Source organism: Alteromonas sp. ABE4_545, from assembly GCF_056161325.1.
The window spans coordinates 47,341-61,020 of record NZ_JBSWYY010000018.1 but is presented as its reverse complement, the minus strand read 5'-3'; the positions used below and the strand labels follow the sequence as shown (position 1 = coordinate 61,020).

Below are 13,680 nucleotides of genomic sequence, written 5' to 3'. Positions count from 1 at the left end.
TGGTACGACAACCCTTTAGTTATCAGCGCTATACCCTATAGCACTGCTCAATTACAATATGCGCCTTTTATTGGCTACGGAGAAAAGCATGTCGAACGCTTTTATTTCTCACCTCCAGGCAGAAATAACTTCAATTAAAAATGATGGCCTGTACAAACATGAGCGCGTCATTGCCTCTCAGCAACAAGCAGATATTGCGACTGCTCAAGGTGACCAAGTACTCAACTTTTGTGCAAATAATTACTTGGGTTTAGCGAACGACCCTGCATTGGTTGAAGCGGCAAAATCGGGGCTAGATTCCCACGGATTTGGTATGGCTTCAGTACGCTTTATTTGCGGTACGCAAGATATTCACAAACAACTCGAACAAAAAATCAGTCAATTCTTGGGTACGGAAGATACCATTTTGTATCCTTCTTGTTTCGATGCTAACGGCGGTTTATTCGAAACCTTACTTGGGCCAGAAGACGCTATCGTTTCAGATGCTCTGAACCATGCCAGTATTATTGATGGTGTACGTTTATGTAAGGCAAAACGCTATCGCTATGCGAACAACGATATGGCTGCGCTTGAACAACAGCTAAAACAAGCTCGTGAAGACGGTGCTCGTTTTATTGTGATCGCAACCGATGGTGTGTTCTCAATGGACGGTGTGATCGCAAACCTGAAAGGTGTGTGCGACCTTGCTGATAAATACGACGCTATGGTGATGGTGGATGATTGCCATGCAACGGGGTTTTTAGGTGAAAACGGCCGTGGTAGCCATGAATATTGTGATGTTATGGGGCGCGTTGACATTATCACAGGCACATTGGGTAAAGCCTTAGGCGGTGCTTCTGGCGGTTATACCTCAGGCAAAAAAGAAGTGGTTGAATTACTGCGCCAGCGTTCACGCCCTTATTTGTTCTCTAATTCCGTTGCGCCTCCCATTGTTTCTGCATCATTAAAAGTCTTTGAAATGATGGAACAAGGCGAAGCCTTACGTGCTGCGTTGTGGCGTAATGCCAAACATTTCCGTCAACGCATGGAAGAGGCGGGTTTTACGCTCTGCGGTAAAGACCACCCAATCATTCCTGTGATGTTAGGCGATGCTAAAGTGGCTGCTGAAATGGCCGACCGCTTACTTACCAAAGGTATTTACGTAATTGGGTTCTCATACCCTGTGGTACCAAAAGGCCAAGCGCGTATCCGTACTCAAATGTCTGCGGGTCATACACTTGAACAAGTAGACAAAGCTGTTGATGCTTTCATTGAAGTTGGTAAAGAAATGGGAGTGATCGCGTGAAGTCATTAGCGAAAACCCAACGCGAAAAAGGCATTTGGTGTGTCGATACGCCAGAGCCTGAAATGGGTCACAACGACCTTCTGATTAAAATTCGTAAAACCGCTATTTGCGGCACAGACATGCATATTTATAACTGGGACGAATGGTCGCAAAATACCATCCCCGTGCCTATGGTTGTAGGCCATGAGTATGTTGGCGAAGTTGTCGCAATGGGCCAAGAAGTGCAAGGTTTCAACGTGGGTGACCGCGTGTCGGGTGAAGGGCATATTACTTGTGGTCACTGCCGAAACTGTCGAGCGGGACGCCGTCATTTATGCCGCAATACAGAAGGTGTTGGGGTTAATCGCCCAGGCGCATTTGCGGAATATTTAGTTATTCCCGCTTTTAACGCGTTTAAGATCCCAGACAATATTAGCGACGATTTAGCGTCAATCTTCGACCCATTTGGTAACGCGGTTCACACAGCGTTGTCGTATGACTTAGTGGGTGAAGACGTATTAATTACTGGTGCAGGCCCCATTGGCATTATGGCCGCAGCTGTGGCTCGTCATGTGGGCGCGCGACATGTTGTTATTACCGACGTTAACCCGTATCGATTGGCGTTGGCCGAGAAAATGGGCGCGTCTAAAGCCGTTAATGTTAGTACGACTAGCTTGAAAGACGTCATGAACGACCTTGGCATGACCGAGGGGTTTGACGTAGGCTTGGAAATGTCTGGCGTCCCTGTTGCGTTTCGCGATATGCTGAATAACATGAACAACGGCGGTAAAGTGGCCATGTTGGGGATTCCACCTCAAGATGTCGCTATCGACTGGAACCAAGTGATATTTAAAGGCCTGACCATTAAAGGTATTTACGGCCGTGAAATGTTTGAAACTTGGTACAAGATGGCAAGCTTGCTGCAGAGTGGTCTGGATTTGTCGCCTATCATCACGCATCAATTCAACATTGATGACTTCCAGCAAGGGTTTGATGTTATGGGGTCGGGTAATTCGGGCAAAGTCATTCTCGATTGGACAAAGTAAAAAATTATGGCGCAATTTGAACATATTAGTGTGGCAGAGGTGGCAGAGAAGCTAGCAGATTTGGCGGTGGTGGATATTCGCGACCCTAATTCGTTTCATGCGGGTCACATTGAAGGCGCGTTTCATTTGAATAATGATACGGTTGCCGAATTTATGTCGCAAACGCCCAAAGACAAGCCTGTTGCTGTGGTGTGTTATCACGGTGTAAGCAGTCAACAAGCGGCTCAGTTTCTTGTTGAACAAGGCTACGAAGCTGTGTTCAGTATGGATGGTGGCTTCGAAGCTTGGAAACAATCAATGCCAATTAGCCAAGACTAATTCGCGATGGCTGTATCTATTGTCGGTTTTAAACAAGAGCGTTTTGCGCTCTTGTTAGCCAATTATTTAGAGCAACAAGGGTATGCGGTAAGCGTTGAACGAGAAGGGGAGTTTTTTCGTATTTCAGCCCCTGAAGACGCCGATATTGTTACTATTACCGCCATTTGCGAAGCTTTCATCAAGCAGCCTAACGACCCCAAATACCAGCAAGCCGCTTGGACCACAGAAAAGCAAGTCACGCTAAGCCAAACCAACAAGTTCTCTTTTAGCCAAGTCAGCGCGTGGTTTTCTGGGGCGCCGCTCACCCTAGTGATGTTGTTGCTGTGCGCAGGAGTTTATCTTGCTTCAATTGTGGGCGCATGGCCTACCATTGCACAAAGCTTACGGATATTTCCGCTTTCCCAATTAGCTGAAAGTCATGAGTGGTGGCGCTTAATAACACCAGCCTTCATTCACTTCTCCATACTTCATGTTGTGTTTAACCTATTGTGGTGGACGGTACTCGGTAAGCAAATAGAACGGACGCTGGGAACGACCATGTTGTTTGTTGTTTTTGCGGTTTCCGCATTGGCATCTAATGTGGCGCAATTACAAATAAATGGCCCCAACTTTGGTGGCTTGTCGGGAGTGGTTTACGCACAAATGGGGTTTGTTTGGATTTGCGGTTGGCTACGTCCCCAATGGGGGTTGATGTTACCTAAGCCAATCATCGGCTTTATGCTGTTTTGGTTGGTAATGGGCTATGCGGATATTTTATGGGTGAGCATGGCGAATACCGCTCACACCATTGGGTTAGTATCGGGCTGTGCATTGGCTGCAATATTGGCAACAGTTTACCAGCCCAAACGCGTTTAACCGTGGTAGAGGTATTTTGTGAAAATGACATCTTTCACAATTTCTGCACCCGTTTCCAGTTTCAGTTGTTCTTGAATCGCTTTAAGAATAGCCAGACGGATATCTTCGCGCCCGGTTAACGATTTCACTTTGTCCTGTGGTTGGCGGCCAAAAATTTCGATAGCAGTAGCTCGCAGCAAAGGCATGTGATGCTCTGCAATTTCAAGTTGATCAACATCGTTGATCATCAGCTCCACGGTCACACGTACATAACCGAGCTTTTTGGCGTTAGAGCCCAAATAATTGGTCACAATATCGGGTTCTAAGCCCAAGTAAGCGTAGTTATTTGTGCCTTGAGCGGCAGCCGTAGAAGCCCAGCTCAATGAGCCCAAAGTTAACAACAAAACTGAAATCCATCGAGCGAAAAGCTTCATGATGTCAAGCGCCTTGATTTTAATGCAATATTCTTTATGTACAGTGTAGCAAATTTAATTGAGAAATCGCTAATAAGATCTTTGCGCAGGATCACTGATATGGGTAAAGTGGCGTCTGATTGGCGATAAGGTCAATTTACGAAAGGAGAAAGTGCGTTTTGTATTCTGATATTCGGTTTCCTCAGGGCCTTGATGTTGAATGGCAACCTGCAGAAAGCGTCAATCTTGAAGCCGGCACCCTCAAACAGTGGCTACTGAATACAGGTTCACTGACTGATAGACTTCAAGCTCAATGCCAACACTTTTCATTGCAAAAAATTGGTCAGGGAAATGCGCCATTACTCGCTCAAGAGTTAGATAACTTGTCAAACCCAAGTGAGGTGCAATACGATGTGCGTGAAGTGGTATTACTCGGCGATGGCCAGCCTTGGGTCTATGCGCGTTCGGTCATTCCGCAAGCACTGACAGAGGCTGCACTTAAGGCACTTGGCACTACGCCATTGGGTAAGTTTTTGTTCAACGACAGCCGATTTGAGCGTTCTTCCTTTGAGCTTTGCTGTATTGAGCCTCATCAGTCGATCAATCATATTATTGATAAACCCACACAAGCATTGTGGGGGCGTCGTTCTCGATTTTACTATCAACAATTTTGTATGAGTGTGGCTGAGGTATTTTTGCCTGGTTCGCCTGCTTATGCTGGGTAACGATATGACTTTGCGTTTATCTTTTTCACAAGCCCCCCACTATTACCGCTTAATGCGTCTTGACCGCCCTATCGGCATTTACTTATTGCTGTGGCCCACATTATGGGCGGTGTTAATGGCGAGTAACGGGCACCCCAGTGTGGGGCTAACACTCATTTTTGTTGCTGGGGTAGTTGTGATGCGCTCTGCGGGATGTGTGATCAACGACTATGCAGACAGACATTTCGACGGCAGCGTAAAACGCACTAAGCAACGGCCAATTGTTGCTGGTGATGTGCACCCCAAAGAGGCGCTCCAGTTGTTTGCGCTAATGGTACTTGTTGCATTTGGTTTAGTGCTGTTACTCAACTGGCAAACGATTGCGTTGTCGTTTGTGGCACTAGGGTTGGCGGCGTGCTACCCCTTTATGAAACGCATTACACACTTGCCTCAATTTGTGTTGGGAGCGGCTTACAGCTTTGCTATTCCTATGGCGATTATGGCGACCAACGCCACTATTCCATGGTGGGGTTGGGGGTTATTTATCGCCAACTTATTGTGGACGGTAGCTTACGATACGATGTACGCCATGGTTGACCGCGACGACGACATTCAAATAGGTGTTAAGTCTACTGCTCGGCTATTTGGGCAGCACGACAAGCTCATTATTGGCTTATTACAGCTAGGGGTGTTGATTATACTGGTTTGGGTTTTCCAGCGTTTAGATTTGGGTGTAGCTGCTTATGCAGGGCTCGTGGGGATGGCGGGCTTTTTCCTGTACGAACAGTGGTTAATTCGAGACCGCGAACGAGACCCTTGCTTTCACGCTTTTCTCAACAACCATTATGCAGGGTTAGCCGTACTCCTTGGGTTAGCCGCCCATTATTGGTGGCCATAACACCTGCTATCACGAGAGCATCAAAAGCAGTGATGCTCTCTTGGCTGGTAACCGCACTTATTTATCCTGCGCTTCCAGTTTCGCTAATCGGCTTTCCAGGGCTTCTAGTTTTTCGCGTGTGCGAATAAGCACCTGACTTTGAATATCAAACTCTTCGCGGGTTACAACATCTAGCTTGCTCAGTTGCGCTTGCAGCACTTGTTTCATTTTACTTTCGGCTTCTTCTGCGACATTTTTCACGCCACTTGGCAAAGCGTCGGCAAGCTGTTTAGCGATTTCTTCGAGCTTTTTGGGGTCTAACATGGTCTTTCCTGCATTTCCTGAGTAAGTTAGCATTCTACATACTAACGGGGGAATCTTAACGTTATTATTAACCCTTACGCGATCATCACGCAATTGGTTTGGTGTTTTACGGGCTTTTCTATACACTGCGCGCCTGTATCAAGAGGTATTTAAATGAAGCTCAATCCCGCACAAGAATCTGCTGTGACATTTGTTTCTGGCCCATGCTTAGTATTGGCTGGCGCAGGCAGTGGTAAAACCCGTGTAATTACAAACAAAATCGCCTACATGGTGCGTGAGTGTGGCTATATGGCACGCCATATCGCGGCGGTCACTTTTACCAACAAAGCAGCGCGGGAAATGAAAGAGCGTGTGGGACAAACGCTTGGTAAACAAGAAGCGAAAGGGTTGAAGGTGTCTACCTTCCATACGTTGGGCTTAAATATCATTAAATCAGAAGTGAAAGCGCTGGGTTTAAAAGCGGGCTTTTCCTTGTTTGACGACAAAGACGCCATGGCGTTGTTAACTGATTTAACCGCCGACACCCTTGATGGCGATAAAGACCAACTGCAATTGCTGCAGAGCTGTATTTCCAACTGGAAAAACGACTTGTTGTTACCAGAGGCACTACTGAAACAAGCGATTAGCCCTGGCGAGCGCGATTTTGCCTTGGTCTATCAGCAATACCAAAATCACTTAAAAGCGTACAACGCTCTTGATTTTGACGACCTTATTCTGTTGCCCACGTTGTTGTTGAAGTCTAATCAGCAAGCCCGTGAAAAATGGCAAAACAAAATTCGTTACCTGCTGGTGGACGAATACCAAGACACCAACACCAGCCAATATGAACTGGTTAAACTCTTGGTTGGCGAGCGGGCGCGTTTTACCGTGGTTGGCGACGACGACCAGTCTATTTATTCTTGGCGTGGTGCTCGCCCGCAAAATTTGCACTTGCTCCAACAAGACTTCCCGCGCCTAAAAGTCATTAAGCTTGAGCAGAACTATCGCTCGTCAGGCCGTATACTGCATTGCGCTAATATTCTTATTCAAAACAACCCGCATTTGTTTGATAAAAAACTGTATTCTGAACTCGGCTATGGTGAGCCTTTAAAAGTCCTCATGGCTAAAAATGAAGAGCACGAAGCCGAGCGTGTGGTTGCTGAGCTCATTGCACACAAGTTTATGCAGAATACATCTTTTAAAGACTATGCAATCTTGTATCGCGGAAACCATCAGAGCAGACTCTTCGAAAAGCTGTTAATGAGTAACCGTATTCCTTACAAGATAAGTGGAGGCATGTCGTTCTTTGGCCGAGCAGAAGTCAAAGATATCATGGCTTACTTGCGTGTGTTGGTGAACCAAGACGACGACAATGCGCTGTTGCGCATCATCAATACTCCCACCAGAGGCATTGGCCGCGCAACATTAGAAAAACTCGGTAATTTTGCTAATGAGCTGGGTGTGTCTATGTTTGAAGCCGCCTGTGATGATCGCTTGAGTGGCGTGTTGTCAGGCACTGCGTATTTGTCGGTGAGTAATTTTGCGCGTTGGATGGTGGAGCTGTCTGACCAAGCGGTACGTGGCGATACTATTGCCGCATTGCGAGGCATGATCAGGGCCATGGGGTACGAAGAGTGGCTCTACGAGCACAGTAGTAGCCCTAAGGCGGCAGAAATGGCGATGGCCAACGTAAGTACGCTGTTTGGTTGGATAACCGATATGCTAGAGGGTAACGAACTAGACGCCCCTATGACCTTACAAGAGGTGGTAAACCGCCTTATTCTGCGCGACATGATGGAACGGGGCGAAGAAGATAGCGAGGCCGACCAAGTGCAGTTAATGACACTGCATGCGTCAAAAGGGCTTGAATTCCCCTATGTGTTCTTGGTTGGAATGGAAGAAGGCTTACTGCCTCACCAAAGCAGCATTGATGAAGACAATGTGGATGAAGAGCGCCGTTTGGCTTATGTTGGAATAACGCGGGCGCAAAAAGAATTAATATTCTCATTAGCGCGAGAACGACGCCAATTTGGCGAAGTGCTAAATCCAGAGCCCAGCCGTTTTTTGTATGAGTTGCCTCAAGATGATTTGGTTTGGGAAAACAAAAAACAAAAAGAAAGTGCGGAAGTGCGTCAGCAAAAAGGGCAGGCGAGTATTGCTAATTTACGCAGTATGCTGGGGCAAAATAAGTCGTAGTTTATCCTACGCGACTAATTGTTTCGCTTGAGATGTTCGTTGCACGGCCTATGTATTTACCCTGAACATAACGACAACCAATGTCTTGCAGCGCTTCGAGTTGTGCTGGGCCGTCTACGCCTTCTGCAATCACTGCAAACTTGAGGTGTTCTGCCACCAGCATAACAGACTGGATCAGCTTAGCATTGCGTTGCGAGCGTGGTAGCGACTTCACAAAGCGGTGATCGATTTTAATAAAATCAAAGGGGTAGGAGAATAAATAACTCAACGACGCCAAACCGCTACCAAAGTTGTCGAGTACCAGAGTTACCCCTGCACGTTTTAGCTTCTTAATTGCCGGTAAAATATATTGTGAGCGTCGGTTTAAGTCGTTTTCATCAAATTCAAAAACAAGTTGCTCGGGAGACACCTTAGTAGAAAGCATAATGTCGAGCATTTTGGCAACGTGGGCATTTTGCAAAAGGTGATTGATCGACACGTTAACGGCAATTTTCTCGTCGCGCATCACGTGATTTTGGTTTTTCCATTCACTGATAAGCTCGCACGCTTTAGCTAATTGGAATAAATCAAAATCCAGGGTTAAACCACTCTGCTCCGCGACTTCTCTAAACTGTTCACGGGGGACTTTGCCCAGAGTTGGATGCTCCCAACGAATATACATTTCGTGGTATATCGCCTTTTCTGATACATGGTCGACGGCGGGCTGCAAATAGCATTCAAACTCTTTGTCGCGAAGGGCGCGTCGGAATTCATTTTCCAATTCCAACTCCTCCAACAAGCGCTCGCGCATACTTTTGTCGAACATAACAAAACGTCCGCGGCCAAGTGTTTTGGCTTGGTACATCGCGGCATCGGCGTCACGCAAAACTTCTTCAGCGCTTTGGTAGTATGGCTCTAAGTGAGTAATCCCGATACTGGCTCCCGAGTACATTTCTTTGTCTTCGAGTAAAAAGGGAGCTGCGATAGACTCAATAATGCGGGCTGCTACTTCTTCTACGTCGGCATGACTTTCGAAATTATCTAGCAACAATACGAACTCATCGCCACCTAATCGCGCCAACAAATCATGGCCGCGAATACACAGTGAAATACGTTTAGCCACTTCGATTAAGAACTCATCACCTGCGTGGTGGCCTAAGGTATCGTTAATGACCTTAAATCTGTCTAAATCGATAAATAGTACGGCAAACAAGTTCTCTGCGTAGCGCTGTTTATTGGCAATCGCTAATTCGAGTCGGCTGGTAAACATGGCGCGATTTGGCAGGTTTGTCAGCGTGTCGTGGTGAGCGTCGTGAATGAGCTTTAGCTCAATTTCTTTACGCTCTTCTATTTGCTCTTTTAAAAACTGGTTGGCTTTATCTAGCTCTTCGGTACGAGCTTGTACGCGTTGTTCAAGTTGTTGATTATAAGCCTGAATTGCTTCAGTGCTGCGTTTACGCTCCATCGCAACCGCAATGTGGTGCGATACAAACCGCAATAGCTCTAAATCTCTGGCATTGTATTTTGCAAATTTGCCATAGGTTTGCACGGCAATAACACCCGATATTTCGCCCTTAACAACTAAAGGTGAACCGAGCCAAGAGTTCGCATTCTGGAGCATTGCTTGTGCCACAGAAACATCAATTTGGCCTTCTTCCGCCAAAGACAACACGCGAGGGGGGTTAATTAGTTCAGCTTGGCCAGAGCGCAATACCAGCTCGGTTAAACCCAAGCCAATCTCCCGTTTAACGGGGTAGGGGTTTTGAGTATCGCTAAAATAGGGAAATTCTAAGTGAGTGCCATCTTCAGACACCGTTGAAATATAACAGTTAGGTGCGCTGATAAGGCGGGCTAGAATATCATGGAGATGCTTATAAAATGCATCCATATCGCCTTCCAGCGTTGCCGCTAGTTCAGATATTTCAAACAAAGCTTGTTGAAGCGACTCGACCTTCTGACGCTCAAGAATTTCTTCTTGTAGCTCGTCATTCATCTTACGTAATTGTCGTGTGCGCTCTCTAATGGTGTTTTCGGTTAACTCGCGACTCTTTACCCGATCAACCGTAGTCACAATGTGTTGCGACACAAACAAGAGCACTTCAAGGTCTTCGCGGCTGTAGCTTACTCGCTCGTCATATGACTGCACAACCATTGCGCCAATCACCTGACTACCGCGTTTAAGCGGCACACCGATCAATTGGTGTGGATGCGAGCCTACCAGCCTAATTTTGTGTTCTTCGCAGAATCTATCTTTGCTTTTGCGCTCAAAAAATACTTCTCTACCTGTGCGTAAAATAAACCCTGTAATACCGTCTTTAATCTGATCTGCCGGCGTTTGTTTAAGAAGCTGTTCGTCGTACTCATCAACGAAGTAGGCAAAATCGACTAACTCTTTAGCTGAATCGTAAAAGGCAACAAAGAAATTATCAGCATTCATGAAATCGCCAATGATTTCATGAATGGCTGGATACAGGTTAGGCAGGTTGCTAATAGAACTGGACAGTTCAGAGATGTCAAAGAGTGCTTTTTGCACTCGCTCAGCGCGCTTGTATTTGTCTGTGAGTTGCTGAAGTTGCGGAATTAGCTCACGCAATTCTTCTTCAGACAATTCATATTGCTGCGATGATGACATTGTTATTATTAGTGCAACTGAGAATGAACAAAAAAGGTAATTCGCTAAACTACCTTATTCACGAATAAAAAACTACCTTTTCGGTTATTTAACCACCAAACGAGGGTTAAATTCCTTCCATCATATATTCGATAGCGGCTTTAATATCGTCGTCGCTGCATTTCATGCACGTGCCCTTTGGTGGCATGGCGTTGAAGCCATTAATGGCATTTTTCCACAAGCCATCAAAGCCCCGTTCATCTAATCGCGGTTGCCAATCAGCGGCATCGTGAAGTTTAGGTGCGCCCAATACGCCCGCTTGGTGACACGCCACACAGGCATTATTAAAAATGTCTTCTCCCGACATAGCCACATTCGCGGCTTGCGCTTGGGCTCCCGCAATGTGTACCGAACCAACAGGCTTAATTCTTTCTTTAATTGCTTCGTCTGTCATTTCTTGAGCTTGAACAGCAAAAATTGCGAGTGCAGCTACCAATAAACCCAACCACGTTTTTACTTTCACGGCTTTCTCCAGGCAATATATGTCGACGGTGAAATGGTCACCGCTTTGATTATAATAGTTAATATAGACGCTACAAGCATTTGAGCCTAATTACCTACAAAAAGTAGGTTTAATTCGGCGTTTATTTGATCAAAAACAGGTAATGCTGAACTGATTAAGCAATAAATGAGTTGAACCCAAGTGTGACGCTCAGTATCATACGCCGCGTCTGTGATTGTGCTCGTTATTAATCAGTACTTTGGCAGCATTCATCAAAGCACCCGTAGCTCAGCTGGATAGAGCGTTGCCCTCCGGAGGCAAAGGTCATAGGTTCGAATCCTATCGGGTGCGCCATTTTTAAAGGGCTGTAGCCCGATTTCTATAGTCGAAAAACTCTCTCTTCAAAATATGTAGCAAAAATGTAGCAGTTTTGGTTTTTATTCCTAACTGCCAATGAATTTTGATAAACTTGGGGGTATTGAGAACGTTAACACCTGATCAAGGAAGAAGTTTTTGGATTTGCTCGACGCTATTAACGGTTTGCATAGAATAATCGATGAGCACAATAGTTGTTCATTACCTGCTGCTTATTACAGACCTGGTTATTTAGTTGCGTTAGCTTCCTATCTAGATTTCAGAAATGTGAATTATCAATCGTTTGATTGTCATTCTGATAACGTAGGATATTTTAATGCCATAGGTCTTTCTCTGGCGATATGGGAGGTTGACGATTATCCATACCAAAGAGTAGGTTGCGGCAGTAATTATTCCATGATGACTCGACTAAATTCCGCGGATAACACTGATAGGTGTACTACTAATATAAATAATTGCCTAAGGAATATGACTCCTAATAGAAGCGATGGTTTTGCTAATCTAACTTATGTCGTAGGAGAGCTTCACGATAATGTCTGGTCTCATGGAATGGGAACTGGATTTTCTTTAGCGCAAAAATATCAAGTGCCCTACAGTAATGGGGAAGATCATTACCTTGAGTTTGCATTGGCCGATTCTGGCCTTGGCTTTCTTCGGGAGATGAAAAGAGCGGGCTTTAATATTGAATCACATCAAGAGGCTATAGACTGGTGTGTGAGGGAGGGTAATTCTACTAAGCACTCGGACAATCAAGACGAGTGGGCTCAAACCGTTCCCGCAGATTTGGTGGGGGGAAATCCCATGTCCTATTCTGTTGGAACTCGGGTTTCAGCCAATCATCACCAAGGATTAGGATTAGATCACCTTTTGAGGCTTGTTAAAGGTTACTCTGGAGAGCTGGATTTAGTGAGTGGTAATGCAACCTTGTCTATTGACTCTAATGGTCGTGAATCGTTTAGCATAAATGAAAATTTCTGGCAAGGTGTAGTTTTATCATGTAGGATTAAAGAGTCTTGCTTAAATTCAGCAGATGATTATGTGTCTGAAAGTCAGCAAAATATCATGGATAGACTAATATCGAGGAGGTAGCTTCGCATGATTAATTGTGAAATTAAGTTGCCTGCTGGTGATCTTGCCTCAAGGCAAAGAGCTATAGGGCAACGAGTTGCCATAGAACAGCAGCTAAATGAAAATGAGCATTTATTAGTAAACTGTTGTGACGTACTTTCAATGTCAGAATCATATGCCGATGAGATTTTTGGTGTGTTAGTTGTCAATAACGGAATTGACTATGTGCTTGAAAAGCTAACTATAACAAATGCTAGTCGTTCAGTTTTGAAAAAAGTTGCTTCTGTGATAGATAGAAGAAACAAAACTATTCTGAATAACGCGATATGAATATTTTAGCCGACTTAATTGTCGGCTTTTTGTTATTTAATTACTGTTTCCGTCTTAATTTACTTTTTTAGATCTTCAGCGCCTATTTCTTGTGCCCTTTTAAATAGGGCTAAATACAACTCTCTTTGTATTAATCCATCATCATTCAATTTTTGTATCACTTTATATGGGTTGTAAACCAATACGTACTGATAGTCTGATATCGATCCTTTCTGAGCGTTGATGAACCCAAATTCTTGTAGCTTTGCCATCCTACTATTCCAAGTTGAAACTGCTCTTTGGCCAGAAAAGCCGGATTCGGAAGCCAAAACTGATGGATTTTCAATCTCTATAAAGGACTCGTCAAATACTCTGCACCAAATAGTCATATATGTATTTGACAACGGAGAGCCTTTTTTCGCCAGGTTATCTAATATTTTGGCAATAAGAGGAAAAGTTCTGGGAATCGTAGTAAAACCATTACTCTTTTTGCGACTCCATATATGTGACTCATCTACTTTTCCCCATAGTTCTTCTCGTAGAGCCATTTTTTGTTCTGATACTTTTTTGGCTTTGACACTTTTTTGTTTTAAATTCATAAGATTATCCGTAATAGTATAAGGGCTGGCCTGAGAGACGTTCAGTTTTGGACACTGTATCATTACTATGTTTAATCTTTTAAGTTTTGGACGCTCAAAAAAACATTATGTAATCAGGCCAGCCGTGGCTCGGTCAGGTGATAGTTGGCTTTGGACACCAACTCGTTTAATTTGCAATAAAGCGCTAGCGGGATTGGACGCCGCAAAGAGCAAATTGAACTTTGTCTCACTTCGAGCTTATGATTGCAAAAATATTCTTATATAACAATGAGTTAATTGTTG

At 44.8% G+C, this 13,680-nt stretch carries 14 protein-coding genes and 1 tRNA gene; 10 read left to right on the top strand and 5 right to left on the bottom strand.

Annotation, left to right across the window (positions count from 1 at the left end; translation table 11 throughout):
* Positions 1-88 precede the first annotated feature (88 nt).
* From ACXAH6_RS15065 to glpG, 4 genes are read left to right on the top strand one after another with little or no spacing between them, the layout of a single operon-like run.
* Positions 89-1,285, top strand: coding sequence for a glycine C-acetyltransferase (locus ACXAH6_RS15065; protein WP_474878121.1), 1,197 nt, complete (start codon positions 89-91; stop codon positions 1,283-1,285).
* Positions 1,282-2,310 carry an L-threonine 3-dehydrogenase gene (tdh, locus tag ACXAH6_RS15060; RefSeq protein ID WP_474878119.1) on the top strand — a complete coding sequence of 343 codons (1,029 nt, stop codon included), beginning with the start codon at positions 1,282-1,284 and terminating at the stop codon, positions 2,308-2,310. The genes ACXAH6_RS15065 and tdh overlap by 4 nt, the downstream gene beginning before the upstream one ends.
* A gap of 6 nt (positions 2,311-2,316) precedes the next feature.
* Positions 2,317-2,628 (top strand): thiosulfate sulfurtransferase GlpE, encoded by a 312-nt coding sequence (glpE, locus tag ACXAH6_RS15055; RefSeq protein ID WP_474878117.1) that lies wholly within the window; start codon positions 2,317-2,319, stop codon positions 2,626-2,628.
* Between the two features lie 6 nt (positions 2,629-2,634).
* A complete protein-coding gene (gene glpG, locus ACXAH6_RS15050) occupies positions 2,635-3,483 on the top strand; it encodes a rhomboid family intramembrane serine protease GlpG (protein WP_474878115.1) in 849 nt (282 codons plus the stop codon).
* Here the strand turns inward: glpG and ACXAH6_RS15045 are convergent.
* Positions 3,480-3,896, bottom strand: coding sequence for a flagellar basal body-associated protein FliL (locus tag ACXAH6_RS15045; protein WP_474878114.1), 417 nt, complete (start codon positions 3,894-3,896; stop codon positions 3,480-3,482). The genes glpG and ACXAH6_RS15045 overlap by 4 nt on opposite strands.
* A 158-nt stretch (positions 3,897-4,054) precedes the next feature.
* Between ACXAH6_RS15045 and ACXAH6_RS15040 the strand changes: the two genes are divergently transcribed.
* Positions 4,055-4,600 (top strand): chorismate--pyruvate lyase family protein, encoded by a 546-nt coding sequence (locus ACXAH6_RS15040; protein WP_474878113.1) that lies wholly within the window; start codon positions 4,055-4,057, stop codon positions 4,598-4,600.
* Positions 4,601-4,604: 4 nt separating this feature from the next.
* The gene (ubiA, locus tag ACXAH6_RS15035) at positions 4,605-5,477 is read left to right on the top strand and encodes a 4-hydroxybenzoate octaprenyltransferase (RefSeq protein ID WP_474878111.1); all 873 of its coding nucleotides are present in this window, start codon (positions 4,605-4,607) and stop codon (positions 5,475-5,477) included.
* Positions 5,478-5,534: 57 nt separating this feature from the next.
* On the opposite strand, the gene ubiK is transcribed toward ubiA, so the two are convergent.
* Positions 5,535-5,780, bottom strand: a complete 246-nt coding sequence (gene ubiK, locus ACXAH6_RS15030) for a ubiquinone biosynthesis accessory factor UbiK (RefSeq protein ID WP_474878110.1) — start codon at positions 5,778-5,780, stop codon at positions 5,535-5,537.
* Between the two features lie 153 nt (positions 5,781-5,933).
* On the opposite strand from ubiK, the gene rep reads away from it, so the two are divergent.
* Positions 5,934-7,955, top strand: coding sequence for a DNA helicase Rep (gene rep, locus ACXAH6_RS15025; RefSeq protein ID WP_474878109.1), 2,022 nt, complete (start codon positions 5,934-5,936; stop codon positions 7,953-7,955).
* Position 7,956: 1 nt separating this feature from the next.
* Here the strand turns inward: rep and ACXAH6_RS15020 are convergent, their stop codons facing one another.
* Together ACXAH6_RS15020 and ACXAH6_RS15015 are read right to left on the bottom strand one after the other, a co-directional pair.
* Complete coding sequence (locus ACXAH6_RS15020; RefSeq protein ID WP_474878107.1) at positions 7,957-10,566, bottom strand: EAL domain-containing protein; 2,610 nt, start codon at positions 10,564-10,566, stop codon at positions 7,957-7,959.
* 106 nt (positions 10,567-10,672) lie between these two features.
* Positions 10,673-11,068 carry a c-type cytochrome gene (locus ACXAH6_RS15015; protein ID WP_474878105.1) on the bottom strand — a complete coding sequence of 132 codons (396 nt, stop codon included), beginning with the start codon at positions 11,066-11,068 and terminating at the stop codon, positions 10,673-10,675.
* 256 nt (positions 11,069-11,324) lie between these two features.
* Between ACXAH6_RS15015 and ACXAH6_RS15010 the strand changes: the two genes are divergently transcribed.
* From ACXAH6_RS15010 to ACXAH6_RS15000, 3 genes are all read left to right on the top strand, one after another.
* Positions 11,325-11,401 (top strand) — tRNA-Arg (locus tag ACXAH6_RS15010).
* Positions 11,402-11,560: 159 nt separating this feature from the next.
* Positions 11,561-12,511 carry a hypothetical protein gene (locus ACXAH6_RS15005; RefSeq protein WP_474878104.1) on the top strand — a complete coding sequence of 317 codons (951 nt, stop codon included), beginning with the start codon at positions 11,561-11,563 and terminating at the stop codon, positions 12,509-12,511.
* 6 nt (positions 12,512-12,517) lie between these two features.
* Positions 12,518-12,820, top strand: a complete 303-nt coding sequence (locus ACXAH6_RS15000) for an STAS-like domain-containing protein (RefSeq protein WP_474878102.1) — start codon at positions 12,518-12,520, stop codon at positions 12,818-12,820.
* A 59-nt stretch (positions 12,821-12,879) separates the two neighbouring features.
* Here the strand turns inward: ACXAH6_RS15000 and ACXAH6_RS14995 are convergent, their stop codons facing one another.
* On the bottom strand, positions 12,880-13,398 hold the full coding sequence (locus tag ACXAH6_RS14995; protein WP_474878101.1) for a hypothetical protein: 519 nt from the start codon (positions 13,396-13,398) through the stop codon (positions 12,880-12,882).
* Positions 13,399-13,680 lie beyond the last annotated feature (282 nt).

Coding starts and splice junctions, on each gene's coding strand:
- ubiA (WP_474878111.1), top strand. CDS start 4,605: ATGACTTTGCGTTTATCTTTTTCACAAGCCCCCCACTATTACCGCTTA.
- glpE (WP_474878117.1), top strand. CDS start 2,317: ATGGCGCAATTTGAACATATTAGTGTGGCAGAGGTGGCAGAGAAGCTA.
- ACXAH6_RS14995 (WP_474878101.1), bottom strand. CDS start 13,398: ATGAATTTAAAACAAAAAAGTGTCAAAGCCAAAAAAGTATCAGAACAA.
- ACXAH6_RS15045 (WP_474878114.1), bottom strand. CDS start 3,896: ATGAAGCTTTTCGCTCGATGGATTTCAGTTTTGTTGTTAACTTTGGGC.
- ACXAH6_RS15000 (WP_474878102.1), top strand. CDS start 12,518: ATGATTAATTGTGAAATTAAGTTGCCTGCTGGTGATCTTGCCTCAAGG.
- ACXAH6_RS15065 (WP_474878121.1), top strand. CDS start 89: ATGTCGAACGCTTTTATTTCTCACCTCCAGGCAGAAATAACTTCAATT.
- ubiK (WP_474878110.1), bottom strand. CDS start 5,780: ATGTTAGACCCCAAAAAGCTCGAAGAAATCGCTAAACAGCTTGCCGAC.
- ACXAH6_RS15020 (WP_474878107.1), bottom strand. CDS start 10,566: ATGTCATCATCGCAGCAATATGAATTGTCTGAAGAAGAATTGCGTGAG.
- glpG (WP_474878115.1), top strand. CDS start 2,635: ATGGCTGTATCTATTGTCGGTTTTAAACAAGAGCGTTTTGCGCTCTTG.
- rep (WP_474878109.1), top strand. CDS start 5,934: ATGAAGCTCAATCCCGCACAAGAATCTGCTGTGACATTTGTTTCTGGC.